The organism is Methylocaldum sp. RMAD-M (assembly GCF_017832375.1).
GTDB lineage: Bacteria > Pseudomonadota > Gammaproteobacteria > Methylococcales > Methylococcaceae > Methylocaldum.
Genome location: NZ_JAFIBZ010000005.1, coordinates 285407 through 302481 on the forward strand (window position 1 = coordinate 285407; position 17075 = coordinate 302481).

Sequence of the window (17075 nt, forward strand, 5' to 3'; positions counted from 1 at the left end):
TATCCGAGCGCCGATTCGGTGCGGGAGGGCGTGACGCTCTGGGCGTTACGTCAATCGAGAAAATTCTCGACATCACGGCATGGCTAAGAGCACGAAGAACGAAGCTGCTCTGAATCTCCCTGCGTCGACGGCGATTGAGCCAGGATGAGATCCCGCAGCGAACGGCGGGCCGAAGCGGTCGTCGCCGAGGCATTTTCCAAATCCTCCGCGATTTTCGCGAGTTCCGGCAACGTGAAAGCAGCATGGGACGAAAGGGCGGTATCCTCGCGTTTCGTGCGCATGGCCGTCAGAATGTCCCAGACGGTGATTCCGGCGATATCGCGGGCCGGAATGAAGCTTTCATCGCCTTTTCCCGCTTCCACGACCAACCCGCCGGCTTGCAGTATGTCCAGGCTGTCTTTTACCGTTTCCCACGGCAGTGACAATCGCTCCGCCAACTCGTCGATGGTCCTGGGTTTATCCGCATGAACGAAACGCTCGCCGATCAAGTACATGACGGCGAGTCCGACCCTCTCTTTCAAGCGGTTGCTGAGCTGAAAGAAACGGCTTTTTCCCAGCACGTAATGGGGATGCTGGAAATAGAAGGCGGCTTGCCCGCCCAGCAGGAGGATCAGCCAGCTGAGATCGAGCCAGATCATGAACAAAATGACGATGACCAGGCTCGAATAAATGGCGTGGTAACTGGTCGAGCCGACCACGAACTTGGCGAACAGCAGGCCCGCCAGCTTCCATACCACGCCGCCCACGGTACCGCCGAATAACGCGGCCCGCCAAGGTACCCGCGTGTTCGGAATGTAAATGTAGACGAACGCAAACGCCACGATGATCATCAAATAAGGGAGGAGCTTGCCGCCCAGATAGAACAGGGTGCCGAAAGGTTCTTGGGCGATCAGTCGCCGGACTGCGCTGGCATGGGGCATCGAGGCCGTGAGACCGATGGCCGAAAAAATCAGCACCGGACCGAGCAGAATCACACTGAGGTAGTCGCTGGCCCGGCGGGCGAAGCTGCGGGCCTGTGTGACTCGCCAGATGTGATTGAATGCGGCTTCTATTTTTTCCAGCACCGAAATAATGGTGTAGATGAGCACCGCCAAACCGACGAAGCCGAGCACGCCCACGTTGACCTTGGTCACGAAGCCGAGAATGGCTTTCGTCAAATCGCCCGCCTTATCGCCCAAAGGAGCGAGCATTTGCAGCAAGAACGGCTCGAGCTGATTGTTGATGCCGAAAGCCTTCAGGAGCGAAAAGCACAAGGCGAGACCCGGCACGATGGCCAAAAGCGTGGTGTAGGCGAGACTCGTGGCGCGATAATCCAAGCCTTCGCTACGAACGGCTCCGACTAGCGCTTTGATCCAGGCGGACACCAAAGCCGCCAAGCCGCGGAGCCGGTGGAAAGAGTCGAGTTTTTGGCGCGCCTGCTTGATGGGGTTGAAAAGCTTGATTTGCATGCTGACCACGATCTTTGTTAGGCATTAGACAGTTTGGAGCAGCCGGAAACAGTGATATGGCAACTGGCCGCGGCAATATTATCGTGCGGATAGCCGCCGTTCTGCTCGCAGTCATGCTGTCGCTCGTACCGTCGTCGACACTCCGGCAGCCCCCGGAGCGAGTTTCGTCCGGCGATGCGATGCCTTTTTCGTCTTTCTCGAAAACGCTGCGAAAAATTGCGGACAGGTTTCCGGAGGACCGTTCCGACCGGTCCTTATCTTTTCCGTTCGATCACGGGATTCATCCGGACGTCCCCATGGAAATCTGGGAATTCACCGGCCAAATGAACACGCCGGACGGTCACCGATACGGCTTTCTACTGAGCTTTACGCGGTTCGGTCTTCAGCCGGAACAGCCCGAAAGGCCATCGGCCTGGGCCACCCGCGACGTGTATCGGGGGCTGTTTGCATTTCTCGATGCGAGCAATGGCCATTATCGGGCATCCGAGCGTTTTGCAAGAGCGGCACTGGGCATGAGCGGGTATGATCCCGTTTCCGGGCTGGTCTGGCTGGACGACTGGAAGCTAAGGGTGCCGCTGGGAGAAACCACGTTCTTCGCCTTGCAGGCCGACGCCGACGGGACGCAACTCAACCTCCGATTGGAGGCCCGAAAGCCCGCTGTCGTGCCGGCTGGGCAAAGCTTCCCGGCTGCTGCGGGAGGCCGTCTTCGCGCATATTTGCTTAGCCGTATGGCGATATCCGGAACGGTTCGGTTGGGCGAGCATCGACATAAGGTAACCGGCGAGGCCTGGCTCAGCCGCAGTTGGGGAAAACTAGCCCCGCCGGGCGGACAACTGGTCCTGAACCGCTATCAATTGCAGCTCGACGATGGCCGTGAGCTCCTGCTTTTCCAGCTGAGGCGCAAGGACGGCAGCGCGCCGCCAGTGTCGAGCGGGCTCTTGATCGAATCCGATGGCCGCGCTGTTCCGATTTCCGGAAACGACGTTCGGCTCGAACCCGCCACTTACTGGTCTAATCCCTCGGGAGTTCCTTATCCGGTAGGCTGGATCGTGAGGCTGCCGAAGCTCGAAGCCGAACTGCGCCTTTCTCCCTTAGTCGAAGATCAGGAAATCGTCCGGTCCGTTCGCGCCTGGTCCGGCGCGGTCTCGGTGTCCGGAACCGGGCCTCGCGGTAAAGCGCTTTCAGGGCGGGGTTTCGTCGAATTGGCCGGCTATTGACGGCTCGATTCCCAAAAAAAGGATTTTTCCGCTAAAAAAACCAGCTTGTGAGTCGAACATGCCGAATGCCAAAACATCGTCCGTCGCTTCGATCGTCTTTACGGCTTTCTTGCTGGCGGCCTGCGAATCGAGGGAACAGACGAACGCCGTCAGCTATTCGCCCGCCGGACCCGTTCCTGCCGAACAGCAGCGTCCGGGCGATCCGAACAAAGGTTACGAGGCATTGCTCAACGCGCCGTACATCACCTGCGGCATGCCTTATTCGGCCTACAAACAGACGGCCTCGGCGCCCGAGCCCATGACGCTTATTCTGGGGAGACCCGGCCGAAACGCCGAGTTGCCTTACAACCTCACGGCTTACACGACACCCAAGGGCGTGGAGCTCGTAGTGAACAATTGCCTGTCCTGCCATGCCGGTTTCTTCGCCGGAAAGCTGGTCATCGGCCTAGGCAACGAAAATCTCGATTTCACCGAGGACCGTACGGCTGCCGCAGAAGGCGTCGGCGCATACGTGGAGGACGAGGCCGAAGCGGCGGAATGGCGGCGCTGGGCGGACCGAATTCGTGCCATGGCCCCTTACATGATCACCGACACGATAGGCGCGAATCCGGCCATCAATATGACGTTCGCGCTGATCGCGCATCGGAATCCGAAAACGCTGGCATGGTCGCCGGAACCGCTGATCGAGCCGCCGCCGAAATCGGTCGCGCCGGTCAGCATTCCGCCCTGGTGGCGCATGGCAAAGAAGAACGCCTTGTTCTACAACGCCGAGGGCCGCGGTGATCTCGCACGGGCCATGATGGTGGGCGCCATATTCTGCGCCGATGACGTCGATACCGTGCGAAATATCGATGCCTACGCGCCGGATATTCTGGCTTACTTTGCATCGCTCAAACCGCCGCCGTGGCCTTTCGGTCTCGACGGCAAGCTGGCCGAACAGGGGCGCGCCGTATTCGAGCGAACATGCTCCGGCTGCCACGGTACCTATGGCGAACAGCCGATTTATCCCAATCTGGTGCTGGGACTCGACGAAATCGGCACCGATCCAGTGTTGGCGCAACACGCTGTCGGCGGCGCATCGGACCGGTTCATCGCATGGTTCAACGGCTCCTATTACGGCGAAACGGCTCGCGCCGCCCCGGCGCCGGGTTATTTCGCTCCGCCTTTGGACGGAATCTGGATTACCGCTCCTTACCTCCACAACGGATCGGTGCCGACCATCGAAGCCTTGCTCGACAGTTCGAAACGGCCGAAGTATTGGACGCGGTCGTACGAGTCGTCCGCGGCCGATTACGATCCGGTCGGCCTGGGCTGGCGCTACACGGCGCTGGGGCAGGGGAAAGCCGGTACGGACGACCTGCGGGAACGGAAAAAAATCTACGATACGACCTTGCCCGGCCACTCCAATGCCGGCCATGTTTTCGGCGACGGCTTGAGCCCGGAAGAACGCAAGGCCGTGCTCGAATACTTGAAGACACTATAGAAGCCCGAAACTTGCTTATGGCTGAAACTGCCGAAGTCTCGTCGGCAAAGGATTGCCCGCCTGCAACGGCTTATTTCGAGATATAGGTCAGAATGTCGGGATGCTTCTGATTGTTTTTCGAGTCCAAAAAGTGCATTACATACGAACTCGAACGTCCGCCCGAATCATCGGCGGACTGCCGGCGGGGTGTGCCGGTTCGGGAAATGGGAAAAAACAATCAGCAAGAAGGAAGTGAAGCCATGAAACTCTATTCCATCGGCCACAGCAACAGAAGCTCTGACGAACTGATCGATATGCTCAAGAGGCATGGCATCGGGTGTCTGGTCGACGTACGCAGCAGGCCCGGTTCCGCGCGTTTTAGACAATTCAACCGTCCTACGCTGGAACGGGCTTTAACGCAGGCCGGCATTCAGTATCAATGGGAAGGCGACAATCTGGGCGGATGGCGATCGGCGACACCGGACGATGTAAAACACAGGGTCTTGAATCCGGGATTCCGGTCGTATGCCGCCTATATGGAGACGCCGGATTTCCGCGAAGCCGTGGAACAAATACTAAGGCTGGCACGAATCTGCCGGACGGCGTTCATGTGTGCCGAGAAAGATCCGTCGTGCTGCCACCGCTCTCTGATTTCCGATTACCTGACGGTGCGCGGACATATTGTCGAACATCTTATCGTGCCGAACGAAAGCTGTAGGCACGACCTGCATTCCGCCGCACGAATCGTCGGCTCGCGACTGATCTATGATCGAATTCAGCAAAACCTGGAGTTGTTCGCGCCGGATGTTACGTGAGTACACCTGGCGGCCGAGGCGCATAAATGGGCAAGAGCGCTTATCCGCCCCGTCGAATCTGCTGCCGGATCTGCGCCAGATAGCGCCGAAAGAACGAAAACGCCGCATAGAGCAGCACCGCGTAGAGTATCCACTCCTGTAGCGAGACGCCGGTCGGATCGTCGTCGAACACGACGATGCCGACCAGGGCGACCAAAGAAAGGGCAAAATAGTTGTACATAGGAGGTTCCTCACAGAATGTATGAAACGCAAGTCGTTTTCGGTAAGCAGGACATCTGGGGAAGGGGAGTCTCCATAGAACCCGAAGCCGATCTTTATCGTGTTGAAACGGCCTTGCCCCATCCTTTGACCGCGAACCGGAAAAGCCCTTTTTTGACAAGATATGTCGAAGTTCGCATCTTAGACAAATTGCCCGCTGGGTTATTCCTGCACGGGATGACACCGACAAACGTCATCGCGCCGAATCGAACATCAATATGCAGTAAGCCGCATGGAAAAACGCTTTGCTGAGATTGCCCGCCCGCCGGTTCTCCTGATCCACGGCGGCGCCGGCTCCCCGGAATCGGATCCCCGACTAAGCGAGAAACGCTGGACTTTTATCGGCGATTTGGCAGCGTCGGCATGGGCCGAGATTTGCCGAGGCCAATCCGCCGTCGATGCCGTGACGGAAACCGTCAAGCGCTTGGAGGAATCGGCTCTGTTCAACGCCGGCTACGGCTCGGCCTTGCAAAGCGACGGACTTGCGCGTCTCTCGGCCTCGCTGATGGACGGCGAGCGCCTGAAATTCTCGGGCGTCATGCTTGCGACTCACTTGGTCCATCCCATCAAACTTGCCCGGGCGCTCCAGAACCGGGCGGAATCGGTGCTCGGTCCCTTGGGAGCCCAGCTTCTGGCCCGGGAACTCGGCATGCCGCCGCAAAACCCGGTTCCCCCGGAGCGGGCGCGGCGCTGGGCGGAGTATCTGGAGCGGCAGACCGGGCCCTCGGTCGGCGCCGGAACGGTGGGCGCGGTGGTCCTGGACCAGCGGGGCCGTCTGGCGGCCGCCACGTCCACCGGCGGCGGCCGGTTCAATTTTCCGGAACGAATATCCGATTCGGCGACGGTGGCGGGCAATTATGCCTCCGGCTACGCCGCCGTCAGTTGCACCGGCATCGGAGAACAAATCGTCGATGACGGCGTTGCGGTGCGTCTCGAAACGCGTGTTCGGGACGGCCGCAACATCGTGCAAGCCTCGGAAGCGACCTATCGTGAAGCCGTCGAGCGGAAGCGCGAATACGGTTGGATCGCCGTGGACCACAGCGGGGCGTGGAGCATGTGCTGGACGACCGAAACCATGCTCTGCGCCGCGATGAGCGCGGACCGTCCGAGTGCTGTCCTGGGTCGGCCATGATCTCGCCCTTTCGTCTACTCCGCCGGCGGCGGCGCCGCAAGTTGCTTCAGCGGGGGCTGATATCCGAATCGACCTGGCTTTGGTCGCTCGCGGGGCTTCGAATTTTCGATCTCTTGAATAACGAAGAACGGGAGCGTCTGCGTCAACTGTCCACCCTTTTCGTTCACGAAAAGATTTTCGAACCGGCGGGCGGGATGATTCTGGACGACCGGGTGCGCACCCGAATCGCCGCGCTGGCCTGTCTCCCTATTCTCAATCTGGACTTCGACTGCTACGACGGATGGCGTACGGTGGTGGTTTATCCCGGCGGATTCATACGCCCTCGCTCGGAATTCGACGCTATCGGCGTCATGCACGAATGGGAAGATGTGTTGACCGGTGAATCCTGGGAGCGCGGGCCGGTCATATTGTCGTGGGCGGACGTGCAGGGTTCCGGACATTGCGAAGGCTATAACGTCGTCATCCACGAAATGGCTCATAAGCTGGACATGCTCAATGGCGCAGCCGACGGTTTCCCGAACTTGCATCGCGGGATGGCGCGGCGGGTTTGGACTGACGCGTTCACGGCCGCGTTCGAAGATTTCAACGATCGCGTGGACCAGGAGGAGAAGACTCCCATAGATCCTTACGCGGCCGAGGCGCCCGGAGAATTTTTTGCGGTGCTCAGCGAATACTTTTTCGAAGCGCCAGACTTGGTGCGCATGGAATATCCGGAAATCTACGACCTCCTTGCGCAATTCTACAGACAAGACCCGGCCGCGCGATTTCGTTCATCATTACCGGCAGACCCATTTCAGACTCGCGATGCACAAGCGCCGCGCGAAAGCCGGCAAACCGGCCATAACCCGCTGCGCGAAGCGCTTGCCGACGCCGTATCAGGAGACGACCATGGACGTTTTGAAAACGATTAGCGACAAACAGCTCCTCCGGCTGATGGGCGAGGCCGCAGCCTCTCCCAGGCTCCGGAAAAATCTGAACATTCACCGCGATCTGGAGGACCCGATCCAGCGCCTGTTCAACGCCATGGAGCCCGGAACCTACGTCCGCCCTCACCGCCACGCGCGCCCGGACGGATGGGAACTGATGCTGGCGGTGCGCGGCGCATTTTCCATCATTACCTTCGACGAAAAAGGAACCGTCCTGGAGCGCATCGACCTGAGCGCCGCGGGAGGCGATATGGCGGTGGAAATTCCGCCGTACACCTGGCATGCCGTGGTCGTTCTGGCACCCGAGACGGTCATGTTCGAGGTCAAACCGGGCCCTTACCGCCCCGTCGAGGACAAAGATTTCGCTGCTTGGGCTCCGGAGGAAGGCGATCCGGACGCGGAGCGGGTCGTGGCCTGGTATGAAGTCGCCAAGCCTGGCGAGCGCCTGGGGTTCCAGGAATCGGCGAAAGCGCAATGAAGATACGGAGAGGATTAGAGCGTTTTTCATCCCGGTGTACGGATTCGTGTAGGGCGGGAAGAACGTAGGTCGGCAATCCCTTCCCAATCGCAAACGGCATCTCTGGGAGCGCCAGAGCTGCCCTTGCCGACAAAGCCCTTTGCCGAGCCGGTACGTCGGCAAAGGATTGCCGACCTACATATGGGGCTCCCTTACACCGAATCAGAAAATGCTCTAGTAGCTCGGCACCGATAAGAAATAGAAGCGGTCTCCGGACTTTTTTGCGCCACTCAAGATCTATGTCGTAGTTTGAGGGCACGCCACAAAACGTCTTCGAATTTCGATAAGGAGAATATCGTGATGTCACGTTCGATCTACCGCGCCGCCATTCTTGCTACTTTAGTCATGTCTGCCCTCGTAGTGCAGGCGCAGGACCTCGAATCGCCGGTATCGAAAGATCAACATCTGCCGGAAGAGCACTCCGGTTCTGAACAATCGGCCGCCGGTCAACCCGGCAAACCCGACGAAGTCACGCGCACGATCGAAATCAAAACCCTGGACAGCATGAAATACGATCCCTCGTCGCTTACGATAAATCGCGGAGAAACATTGCGCCTGATCGTTAATAACATCGGCCGACTGACGCACGAGGCAACCATCGGTACGGTTGCGGAGCAGGAATCGCACGCCGGGGAGATGCATGCCGCTCCCGACACGCCCCATGACAGCCCGAATTCCGTGACCGTAGAGCCGGGCCAAACGAAAGAGTTGGTTTGGCGGTTCGATCGACCCGGCCGATTCGAGATCGGCTGCCATGTTCCGGGACACTACCAGGCAGGGATGATCGCCGAAGTTACCGTCCGCTAGAGCCTCGGGAGAGCGCCAGCAATGACCACGCAATCAGTTATCACAACGCAACGCGCTCTATCTGCCCGTGCGCGAGCCTACGATAAGCCGACCGCTGTCGGCGGCGCGACGGGGTTTTGGTGCGGTGCTGAATCGACCGGCGGGTGCGTTCCCCCCGAGCTCTTGTGACGCTTTAGTCCAGCCGGCGTACTCGCTACGCATTCGGTCCTCAGCGACTCCGCACGGCAATTCCGTGCGGGTCGGCGCGCTCCTCATCGTCAGTATCGTCGACGTTCGAGACGGGGGCGATTAGCTTCAGCATTCCGCTTTTGCCGCCTCGTTTGACCTCGATCACCCCTATGCCGGGCGTCTGTCCCAGAGCGTTATTGAGCTCCGGATTGTTGCCGGTGAGCGGGAACGGTCCGCGCAGCGTCGCGTACACCCGATCGCCGCTCGGCGATATTCCGAGAATGTCCGGTGCCGGGTCCCGCGATACGACGCCAGCCAGTTTTATCTCGTTCACTACGTCGTCAGTTTCGGTATCGACCACGATGATCTTGTTGGCGGCGCGGTCGGCTACCCAAAGGTAACGTTCCTGCCGGGTGGCAAGCAGCCCATGCGAATCCACGTCTTGTTGTCCGTGATCGAAGACCACCGTCGGCGCAGGGGTGTCTGGCTTCGGATACGGATTTGGCGAAGGCGAGAACGCGCTCACCGGCAGAGCATAAAGTACGGATTGGAACCCGAGTTCGGCTCCACCGCCGCCGCCCGAATTGAAGTACATCTTGTTTCCCGTCTGGGCCGCCAGGAGACCGGCGGGTTCGATGGTCGAGGTCGTATACTCACCGGCGATAGCCATCGGCGTGGCGCGCGGATCGATGACAAACAGACCGCCGCCGCGAAGCGTGACAAACGCCAAGTTACTGGTGGAGTCCGGCAGCGCCAGGATGGGGGCGTTGTCCGGCCGAACACCGTCCTCATCGGCGGAGCCGAACTGTTTGAGGGCTCCGCTCGGCGTCGTCCCATCGGCAAGATTCAGAGTGGCGCTATGGTCGAGGGTAAAGGTGTTGGCTGCGTAATCGGTGTTGATTCTCTGTACGAGTTTGCCGTTCTGGTTAGCGACCAGAATATAGGTCTCATCCGGCGAAGGGACGGCTGCGTGAGCTTGCTTGCCTACATCGACCAGGAAGACCGGCTTTCGTGTTGCCGCCTCGATGATGAGGACATGTCCGGTGGCCACAAACGAGATGATGGCATGCGTGTGGGACGCATTGAAGGTGATGTAGTGCGGTCGACGCGGTGTTGCCGTGTCGTCCAGCCGCTGTGCCAATTTCGCTAGTTCGAAGACCTCCGGTTTTGCCTTGGACGCCGCATTCCGGGACAACTTTCTGCCATCGAATATGTACAGCTTGCCGCCGATGTCGTCATCGGGAATGGTGCTAGGCGGGAAACCCGATTGGTCGATCATCCAAACCTCGTGATTCGATTTGTCGGGTGCAGAGACTCCAATGGGAGAAAAGGCAGATAACGTTAGAAACAAGGCGACACCGAACGTGGTGGGGGGAAATCTATGGCGCATGGCGTTCTCCTGAACGGAGGCTGGTCATTTTTCCTTTTGAGAACCGAGGTTACTCATCTTGAGCGGAGGTGAATTTTCGACCCGATCTAATTTCTAACGACAACTTGCCGTCGCACGGGTTCACCTGAATCTGGGACGTTCCGGGTTTGGGTGTTTCGAATCCTGAAATATCCGTCCGTGGCGTATCGCGGACGAGACGCTCGCCCCGGTTACGGTAACGGAACCGACGAGCCACTTCGTGAAGGGCAAAATCAGCAAATTTCCGCTATGGGGGCCATCGACGGACTCCGGACCGAGGTAAATCGGAACTCCATGTCCCCGTATAGATGCAAGACGCTTCCTTGGATAGAAGCGTGTTACCATCCGGTCTCGACACCACAGAGAAGGGAACCAACGTGAACTCGGGAAAAGTGCTAGTCACCGGAGCGACCGGCCATCTCGGCGCCAATCTCGTACGCCGCCTGCTGGCCGACGGAGACGAAGTCCGTGTCCTGATTCGGCAGGGCCGCGACAACGGGGCTTTGGCGGGACTCGACGTCGACCGAGCCTATGGCGATTTGCGGGATTCCGAGGCGGTCGACGCGGCTGTGCGCGGCTGTTCCCGCGTCTATCACTGCGCGGCGCTGGTCTCGACCATAGCCGGGAATGGTGCCCATAAGCGGGAAGTCTTCGATACCAACGTCCTGGGCACGCGGCACATTCTGCAAGCCGCCGTCCGCCACAGCGTCGACAAGGTCGTGGTCTCCGGATCGCTCAGCGCCACCGGGTACGAACCGGACCGCCCCAGCCACGAAGGCATGCCGTTCTATCCCTTCGATCGCCATCTGCCCTACGGTTTCACCAAGCATCTGGCGGAGCACGAGGCCTTGCGTGCCCACGCGGACGGCCTCAGCGTGGTCGTCGCCACCTCCTGCGCCATCGTCGGTCCGCATGATTACAAGCCGTCGCGCATGGGACGCGTGCTCATCGACTACGCCCATGGCCGGCTCAAGGCCTATATCCCCGGCGGCTTCGAATTCGTCTCCACCCGCGATATCGCCGAGGGCCATGTGCTCGCCATGCGGAAAGGCCGTTCCGGGCAGAAGTACATCATCAGCACCGCTTACGCCAGTGTGGACGACCTGATGGCTCTCTACGGGCAGGTGACCGGGCGACCGTCCCCTGGACTGCGCTTGCCCGCACCCGTCATGGCCGCGCTGGCGGAAGTGGCCGACAAGACCTGGTTCCGGATCTTTCCCAACTCGCCTCGGCGATTCACGCCTGCCGCGGTGCGCCTGCTCTCGATGCGGCGCCGGGCGGATCACGAGAAGGCCGGACAGGAATTGGGCTATCGGCCCACCAGCCTGGCCGAAGCGATTCGGGAAGCCTACGAGGATTTCGTGCGCCGCGGTGTCATCACCCCACCTAAGTGAAACGGCTATTGGTCCCCGTTATCCACCCTTGGTCATATGGAGAGTACTGACGATGAGGAATGCGCAAGACACATCCCGGCAATCGCCGCCTGATTTCGCGGAAGCCAAAAACTCCCGGCAAAAGGCCCGTGCCGCCGGCCTCGATCCGGACCGCTGGTACGCGGTGGAATACGACAGCGCGGTCAAGAAAGGGGAGGTGAAGGAAGTCGTGTTCTGGAAGAGGTCCATTGCCCTGTTCCGCGGCAAGGACGGCGGGCTCGCGGCCGTGCAGAACCGCTGTCCGCACCGCCAGCTCAAGCTCACTCACGGCGTTGTGGATCGCTGCCATCTGCGCTGCGCCTATCACGGCTGGACGTTCAACCGGGACGGCTGGCTGATCGATTATTCCCATGACAGCTTCGGCAGACCGCTCATCAAAAACCGGTTGCGCACCTACCCGGTAAGCGTCCGCTACGGCCTGATCTGGCTGTTTCCGGGCGATCCGGCCCTGGCCGGAGAGCGAAAGATCCCCGAAATTCCAGAACTTACCGGAGACCATCCATGGGCCAATTTTGCCGTGGATTTCATCTGGCGTACCCACCATTCCATGGTGATCGACAATATCTGTGACTTCGCCCACGCGTTCCTGCATCGGAAATACCGTCCCTTCGTCGACGCCAAGCTCACCCATCACGAAGCCGACGAGGACCGGGTTTACCTGACCTACGACGCCCACATGGCCGCTGGGCGGTTTTCAGGAATTTTCGTCGATCGTAACCGCGTCAACACCCGTTCCATCGAACTGTGTTACGAGTATCCCTACCAATGGACTAACACCGGCGACAGCATCAAGAACTGGTCGTTCCTGCTGCCTATCGACGAACGGACCACCCGCGTGTTTTTCCTGTTCTATTTCGACAGCGTCAAGATTCCGCTGCTTTCCGTGAAAACGCCGAAGTGGCTGACCCAGATGGTGCTGAACGTCGCCAAACCTCTGGTGTTCAAGCCCATACTGCTGGAGGACGGAATTGCCCTGGAAGCCGAGCAACAGGGCTATGAGCAGCATTGGGATGCACCGCCCATCGAGCTCAACCCCGTCGTGCCGATGTTTCAGCAGTTGACGGCGCGGAAGTGGGAGGATTATCTCGCCCGCGCGGCGGCCTCGGCCCGAGGCGGCAATCCGGGCCATCGAGAGATTCCGATATCCGGCGATTGACGCCGAAATCGCGCTTGGGCCTTTGTATGGCCGGTGGCTTCATCGCTCGGTTCTCGTGCAATATTCGGGGAATCTGAAATCGGTCAGAACGCGTTCCATAACGGTTCCGTTACACCCAAACTCCCGGGATCATCAGCTTCTGCCAACCGCCCAGAAACATGATCCACACGACTACCGTAAGCCAATGAAACAGTATCGGCACCCAAATCGATCCCGACTTCAAATAGGTGAGGGTGCATACGATGCCGAGCAGTGTCGCCAGCACCAAAAAAACCGGGTCGAGAAACACCGCTCTTCGTGACAACAAACCATTGACGGGATGGGAGGCCACAAAGGCAACGAGACTGACCGAGGACCAAACGAGTTTTGTTCTCGGAGAAACCGCTTCAACCGGATGCGGCAGTAAGACGGCACGATATAAGACTTCCTCTACAAGACTCGGCGTCACGAGCAAAACGACGGGCGTCGAGGCGATTACCCAGGCGGATGCCTTCATCAACTCCGGGCGACAAAATCCCGTCGCCCATCCGATCAGCAGAGCGCACAGCGCGTAAATGCCGAATAACCCAAGGCATCCGCGCCAGGTCCGGCGCTTGGGGAAGGTCTTGAATGCCAGTCTTATGCTTTGCAAACGCATGTTCAACATCGCTCTCGGGCCTTATTCCTCGATGATGCCCTGTGTGCGGGCCGGCTCAGCGGCGACGGGTGCCGCGCTCATCATCGACGCCGTGGCGATCGTGATGCCGATCAGGGACCATGCTACTATCGCTGCGATGTTCGGCAACACGCCCTTCAGAACATCGGTCTTGATACTCTTGCCGTGCAAATCTGCAGGACTCTGCATTGAGCAGCCGGTCCTGCTCGACCTCAATTGAAAAAGATAGGGAATCGCATGAAACGAATGACAGTCTTCGCCCTCTTAGTGTGTGTTCTGACATTTGCCGCCTCCGGTTCGGCCGAGGTCGTGCCGTCGACCGCAGGACGCATACATCACGTTGTGATCGTTTGGCTCAAGGATCATGGGAGTTCAGCGGCGCGCCAACAGTACATCGAGGCGACCAAATCGCTTTCGAAGCTGCCGATGGTGTCGAGCTACCACGTGGGAGCCGCTCTGCCCGGCAAGCGGGACGTTGTCGACAGCTCGTACGATGTGGCTATCGTGGCCACGTTCGAGAATGCACAGGCGCTCGATGAATATTCGCGACATCCGGACCACGATAAGGTGATCAACGAAAGAATGAAACCCTTGGTGGACAAGGTCATCGTGTATGATTTCGTCGAGGCCCCATGAGGCTTCCTAAGCATCGAGCACGAGTATGACCGGCTGGCCTAGCGAACGGGCAGCGAGCGTCTTCGAAGAGTTCTTAGTGACGGGAAGTGCAGGATATCGACTGCGGGTACGGCCGGATCACGGTGTGCTGCTTGATGATGCCTATCAAGTTTTGCAACCGGATAGTGCTTGTCCTCCAACCGAGGCTGCTGATTCTCCATTAAAGATGGAGGCAGGACTCAAGTGTGTCAGGGATTCTTGCGATCAGCGCGATCGAGGATGAAGCGCGCCGTCATTAAATCCAGATGGCCGCCGCCGCCGTTTTTGAACAGGGTGATGTCGGCGGGAGACCGTCTGCCGGGATGGATGCCGCGGCATAGCTCGAAGTGATCGGCCAAAACGTCCGTCACGGATATCACGCCGTTCCGGATAGGAATGCAGAGTTCGCCGATATGGGCGACAGTGGTCTCGCGGGAGTCGACGAATATCTTGGCTCGCCGGATGGCAGTGTCGTCCGCCTCCCGCATATCCGGAGTAAACGCGCCGACCAAGTCCAGGTGGGTTCCGGGCTTGAGCCATTCGCCCCGGATGAGCGGAGCGGTGGCCATGGTCGCGCAGGAGACGATATCGGCGTCGCGTACCGCTTGTTCCAGGTCCGTCGTGGGGTGTATCGAAGTCCGTAGGCCAGCCAGGGAATCCGCTAATCTTACTGCACGGCGCGGCGTGCGGTTCCAGATCCATACCGACTCGATCGACGGGCGGACGGCCAGATGCGCTTGAATCAGATGAGGCGCCATGGCGCCGGCGCCGATCATGAGCAGCCTCTTGGCATCTTCACGGGCCAGGTGCTTCGCGCCCAGTGCGGAATCGGCGGCCGTTTTCCACAAGGTGAGAGCGGTGCCGTCGAGACACGCCAAGGGTCGACCGTCCTCGGCGCCGAACAGAACGTAAAACCCCTGTACCGAGGGGAGTCCACGGGTTTGATTGTCCGGGAAGACCGTCACCAGCTTCGCCCCGACGCCGAGTTTGCTTTGCCAGGCGGCCCGTACGAGAAAGTGCTGCGTTTGCCCGTCCGTATGCGATCGGCTCAGCAGCAGATCGTCCATCGCATCGATCTCGCTGCTGTGGGCCGTTTCAAGCCAGGCCACTAGAGACGGATAATCGAGCCCGTCGTTTATTTGTTCGGCGCCGATCCATTTCATCCAGGCTCTCCGAAGAATGCTCCTGTAGCGAAGCCTACCACGAATCGCCTGACTTGAAATTCAGTATGATCCCGCCGGGAACGCTGTCCGGCGGTTCAGCTGTCTTATTGACGTATTGATGAGGTTTTGGTTTTCGGAGCCGGGCTATGTCTACCATCGTCTCTCACGCGGCGGTTCCGATCGCGCTGAGCGCCTGTTTTCCGGATGGCATTCTATCGCCTGAGGTTGTGCTATTGGGTGTCGCCTGCTCGATGATTCCGGATCTGGATGCAGTCGGTTTTGCGTTCGGGGTGCGCTACGGTGATCCGTGGGGACACCGCGGCATGACTCACTCCATCTCCTTCGCACTATGCCTCGGAGCGTTATCGATGGCCGTTCTGCCCGGTGAACACAAATCTTGGCCGGTTTTCGTATTCCTGTTTCTTTCGAGCTTATCCCATCCCGTCATCGACGCCCTCACCGACGGCGGTCTGGGCGTTGCGCTTTTCGCGCCGTTCTCGAACAAACGTTACTTCTTCGCCTGGCGACCGCTCGCCGTGCCGCCCATAGGAATCTACGCCTTCTTTTCGGCCCGGGGATGGCTTGTGCTTAAAAGCGAGATGCGCTGGATTTGGCTGCCCTCGGCCTTGTTATTCGGTGTGGCGCGGGTCGTTAAAGCGCTCTTGTGATCGTTTTGCCTTTAGGCGACATTTAACGGCTCCCCGTCGTGAAATAGAACCAGCTGGCCGCGGCGCAGTTTGGTCCAGATTTCGTTGTCGGTAAGCGGGAGAGTGGCGATGACAGTCACTTTGTCGTACGGTGTCGTGAGTTCGCTGAAGTCTACCGTGATGTCCTGATCGACCAGGTGGGCGCAGCCGAACGGCGCTTTGCGCGTGATGAAGTGCAGATTCGTGGAACAGTGCGCGAAGAGGGAATCGCCGTCGGAAAGAAGATAATTGAAATCGCCGTGTTCCGCGATCTCGGCAGTGATACGCTCGACCACGCCATAGACCTGTTCTCGGCTCGGGGAACCATGTGGGAACGCCCGACGCAACGCATTCAACAGATAGCAGAAGGCTCTTTCGCTGTCGGTATCGCCGACCGGCTGAAAGACGTCATCGGGGCGCGGCGGATCGAAATGTTCCAAGGTGCCGTTATGGGCGAAGATCCAGTAACGGCCCCACAGTTCTCTTCGGAAAGGATGGCTGTTCTCAAGGGCAATTCGGCCTTTGGTGGCCTTCCGAATATGGGCGATGACGTTGGTCGAATGGATCGGGTAATGGCGCACCAGATCGGCTATCGGCGATTCGACTGTCGCTTTGGAGTCGACGAATAAGTGGCAACCGCGGCCTTCGAAAAAGGCGACCTGATTAGCGATGAACTTCAGCCAAGCGAATTTGCCACTCGGGTCGAGGCTTAGCGAACGCCGCGGCGCGCGCCAGCCGTTGAAGCAGGGTTTTGAGATTGAAACGCCGATTGAAGCGGTATTGGAACTCGGCCAGGTACCGCTGGGCGTATTTCTCGAATTTGAACGCGTGATAGGTGCCGGAAATGGCTGTCTTCAGGTTGCTCAACAGCGTATTTACCCAATGAAACTCCGGATGTTGCGCCGACTGCCGCCCAGAGCCCAGGATCAGGCGATGATGGCAAGCGACGACCTGGTGCAGCCTCCGAAACCCGCTCAGGCCATCGGTGAGTGCGTAGGTCGACGGGGCCAAGGCGCGTTTGGCCCAGACCGCGATAGCCTGCTGCGTGAACGGCAGGGGATCGACGCGCAGGAACAACGGACGCCCGTCGTCCGTGGTTTGTACCGCCATCACAAAGGCCAACTTGTTTTCGGAGCCACGCCCCGGTTTCCCCGGCCGCTCACCGCCCAG

General features: G+C 59.3%; 19 protein-coding genes. 11 read left to right on the plus strand and 8 right to left on the minus strand.

Features of this window, described 5'->3' with window-relative positions:
- Nucleotides 1–83 precede the first annotated feature (83 nt).
- On the minus strand, nt 84–1448 hold the full coding sequence (locus JOD69_RS07845; protein WP_086133075.1) for a YihY/virulence factor BrkB family protein: 1365 nt from the start codon (nt 1446–1448) through the stop codon (nt 84–86).
- Nucleotides 1449–1504: 56 nt separating this feature from the next.
- On the opposite strand from JOD69_RS07845, the gene JOD69_RS07850 reads away from it, so the two are divergent.
- From JOD69_RS07850 to JOD69_RS07860, 3 genes are all read left to right on the plus strand, one after another.
- A complete protein-coding gene (locus tag JOD69_RS07850; protein ID WP_086133076.1) occupies nt 1505–2665 on the plus strand; it encodes a lipocalin-like domain-containing protein in 1161 nt (386 codons plus the stop codon).
- Nucleotides 2666–2723: 58 nt separating this feature from the next.
- Nucleotides 2724–4148, plus strand: coding sequence for a hypothetical protein (locus tag JOD69_RS07855; RefSeq protein ID WP_205780952.1), 1425 nt, complete (start codon nt 2724–2726; stop codon nt 4146–4148).
- Between the two features lie 239 nt (nt 4149–4387).
- On the plus strand, nt 4388–4942 hold the full coding sequence (locus JOD69_RS07860) for a DUF488 domain-containing protein (RefSeq protein WP_168175309.1): 555 nt from the start codon (nt 4388–4390) through the stop codon (nt 4940–4942).
- 40 nt (nt 4943–4982) lie between these two features.
- On the opposite strand, the gene JOD69_RS07865 is transcribed toward JOD69_RS07860, so the two are convergent.
- Nucleotides 4983–5162 carry a hypothetical protein gene (locus tag JOD69_RS07865; protein WP_077727934.1) on the minus strand — a complete coding sequence of 60 codons (180 nt, stop codon included), beginning with the start codon at nt 5160–5162 and terminating at the stop codon, nt 4983–4985.
- Between the two features lie 270 nt (nt 5163–5432).
- Here JOD69_RS07865 and JOD69_RS07870 point away from each other — a divergent pair, with 270 nt between their 5' ends.
- The 4 genes from JOD69_RS07870 (at nt 5433) to JOD69_RS07885 (ending at nt 8582) form a co-directional block, all read left to right on the plus strand.
- The gene (locus tag JOD69_RS07870) at nt 5433–6332 is read left to right on the plus strand and encodes an isoaspartyl peptidase/L-asparaginase (RefSeq protein ID WP_077727935.1); all 900 of its coding nucleotides are present in this window, start codon (nt 5433–5435) and stop codon (nt 6330–6332) included.
- Nucleotides 6329–7243, plus strand: coding sequence for a M90 family metallopeptidase (locus JOD69_RS07875; protein WP_077727936.1), 915 nt, complete (start codon nt 6329–6331; stop codon nt 7241–7243). Before JOD69_RS07870 ends, JOD69_RS07875 begins: the two co-directional genes overlap by 4 nt.
- Complete coding sequence (locus JOD69_RS07880; RefSeq protein ID WP_205780630.1) at nt 7221–7736, plus strand: WbuC family cupin fold metalloprotein; 516 nt, start codon at nt 7221–7223, stop codon at nt 7734–7736. Before JOD69_RS07875 ends, JOD69_RS07880 begins: the two co-directional genes overlap by 23 nt.
- 384 nt (nt 7737–8120) lie before the next feature.
- Nucleotides 8121–8582, plus strand: a complete 462-nt coding sequence (locus tag JOD69_RS07885; protein ID WP_210023841.1) for a cupredoxin family protein — start codon at nt 8121–8123, stop codon at nt 8580–8582.
- A gap of 208 nt (nt 8583–8790) precedes the next feature.
- Here JOD69_RS07885 and JOD69_RS07890 read toward each other — a convergent pair whose 3' ends face one another.
- Nucleotides 8791–10029: a hypothetical protein gene (locus tag JOD69_RS07890; protein WP_086133077.1), complete on the minus strand. Its 1239-nt coding sequence runs from the start codon at nt 10027–10029 to the stop codon at nt 8791–8793.
- 506 nt (nt 10030–10535) lie between these two features.
- Here JOD69_RS07890 and JOD69_RS07895 point away from each other — a divergent pair.
- Together JOD69_RS07895 and JOD69_RS07900 are read left to right on the plus strand one after the other, a co-directional pair.
- Nucleotides 10536–11552 (plus strand): NAD-dependent epimerase/dehydratase family protein, encoded by a 1017-nt coding sequence (locus JOD69_RS07895; RefSeq protein ID WP_210023842.1) that lies wholly within the window; start codon nt 10536–10538, stop codon nt 11550–11552.
- 52 nt (nt 11553–11604) lie between these two features.
- A complete protein-coding gene (locus tag JOD69_RS07900; RefSeq protein ID WP_086133079.1) occupies nt 11605–12747 on the plus strand; it encodes a Rieske 2Fe-2S domain-containing protein in 1143 nt (380 codons plus the stop codon).
- 109 nt (nt 12748–12856) lie between these two features.
- On the opposite strand, the gene JOD69_RS07905 is transcribed toward JOD69_RS07900, so the two are convergent.
- Together JOD69_RS07905 and JOD69_RS07910 are read right to left on the minus strand one after the other, a co-directional pair.
- Nucleotides 12857–13384 carry a CPBP family glutamic-type intramembrane protease gene (locus tag JOD69_RS07905; RefSeq protein ID WP_168183709.1) on the minus strand — a complete coding sequence of 176 codons (528 nt, stop codon included), beginning with the start codon at nt 13382–13384 and terminating at the stop codon, nt 12857–12859.
- Between the two features lie 21 nt (nt 13385–13405).
- Nucleotides 13406–13591, minus strand: coding sequence for a hypothetical protein (locus JOD69_RS07910; RefSeq protein WP_086133081.1), 186 nt, complete (start codon nt 13589–13591; stop codon nt 13406–13408).
- Nucleotides 13592–13639: 48 nt separating this feature from the next.
- Here JOD69_RS07910 and JOD69_RS07915 point away from each other — a divergent pair, with 48 nt between their 5' ends.
- The gene (locus JOD69_RS07915; protein ID WP_240506769.1) at nt 13640–14038 is read left to right on the plus strand and encodes a Dabb family protein; all 399 of its coding nucleotides are present in this window, start codon (nt 13640–13642) and stop codon (nt 14036–14038) included.
- A 227-nt stretch (nt 14039–14265) separates the two neighbouring features.
- On the opposite strand, the gene JOD69_RS07920 is transcribed toward JOD69_RS07915, so the two are convergent.
- Nucleotides 14266–15219 carry an ornithine cyclodeaminase family protein gene (locus tag JOD69_RS07920; protein WP_086133082.1) on the minus strand — a complete coding sequence of 318 codons (954 nt, stop codon included), beginning with the start codon at nt 15217–15219 and terminating at the stop codon, nt 14266–14268.
- 146 nt (nt 15220–15365) lie between these two features.
- Here JOD69_RS07920 and JOD69_RS07925 point away from each other — a divergent pair, with 146 nt between their 5' ends.
- A complete protein-coding gene (locus JOD69_RS07925) occupies nt 15366–15887 on the plus strand; it encodes a metal-dependent hydrolase (RefSeq protein ID WP_077727944.1) in 522 nt (173 codons plus the stop codon).
- Nucleotides 15888–15898: 11 nt separating this feature from the next.
- On the opposite strand, the gene JOD69_RS07930 is transcribed toward JOD69_RS07925, so the two are convergent.
- Together JOD69_RS07930 and JOD69_RS07935 are read right to left on the minus strand one after the other, a co-directional pair.
- Entirely contained in the window at nt 15899–16675 is a 777-nt protein-coding gene (locus JOD69_RS07930) for a class II glutamine amidotransferase (RefSeq protein ID WP_210023846.1), read from the minus strand.
- The coding region (locus tag JOD69_RS07935; protein ID WP_210023843.1) for an IS1595 family transposase at nt 16569–17075 on the minus strand (507 nt) is incomplete at its 5' end. The genes JOD69_RS07935 and JOD69_RS07930, both read right to left, overlap by 107 nt.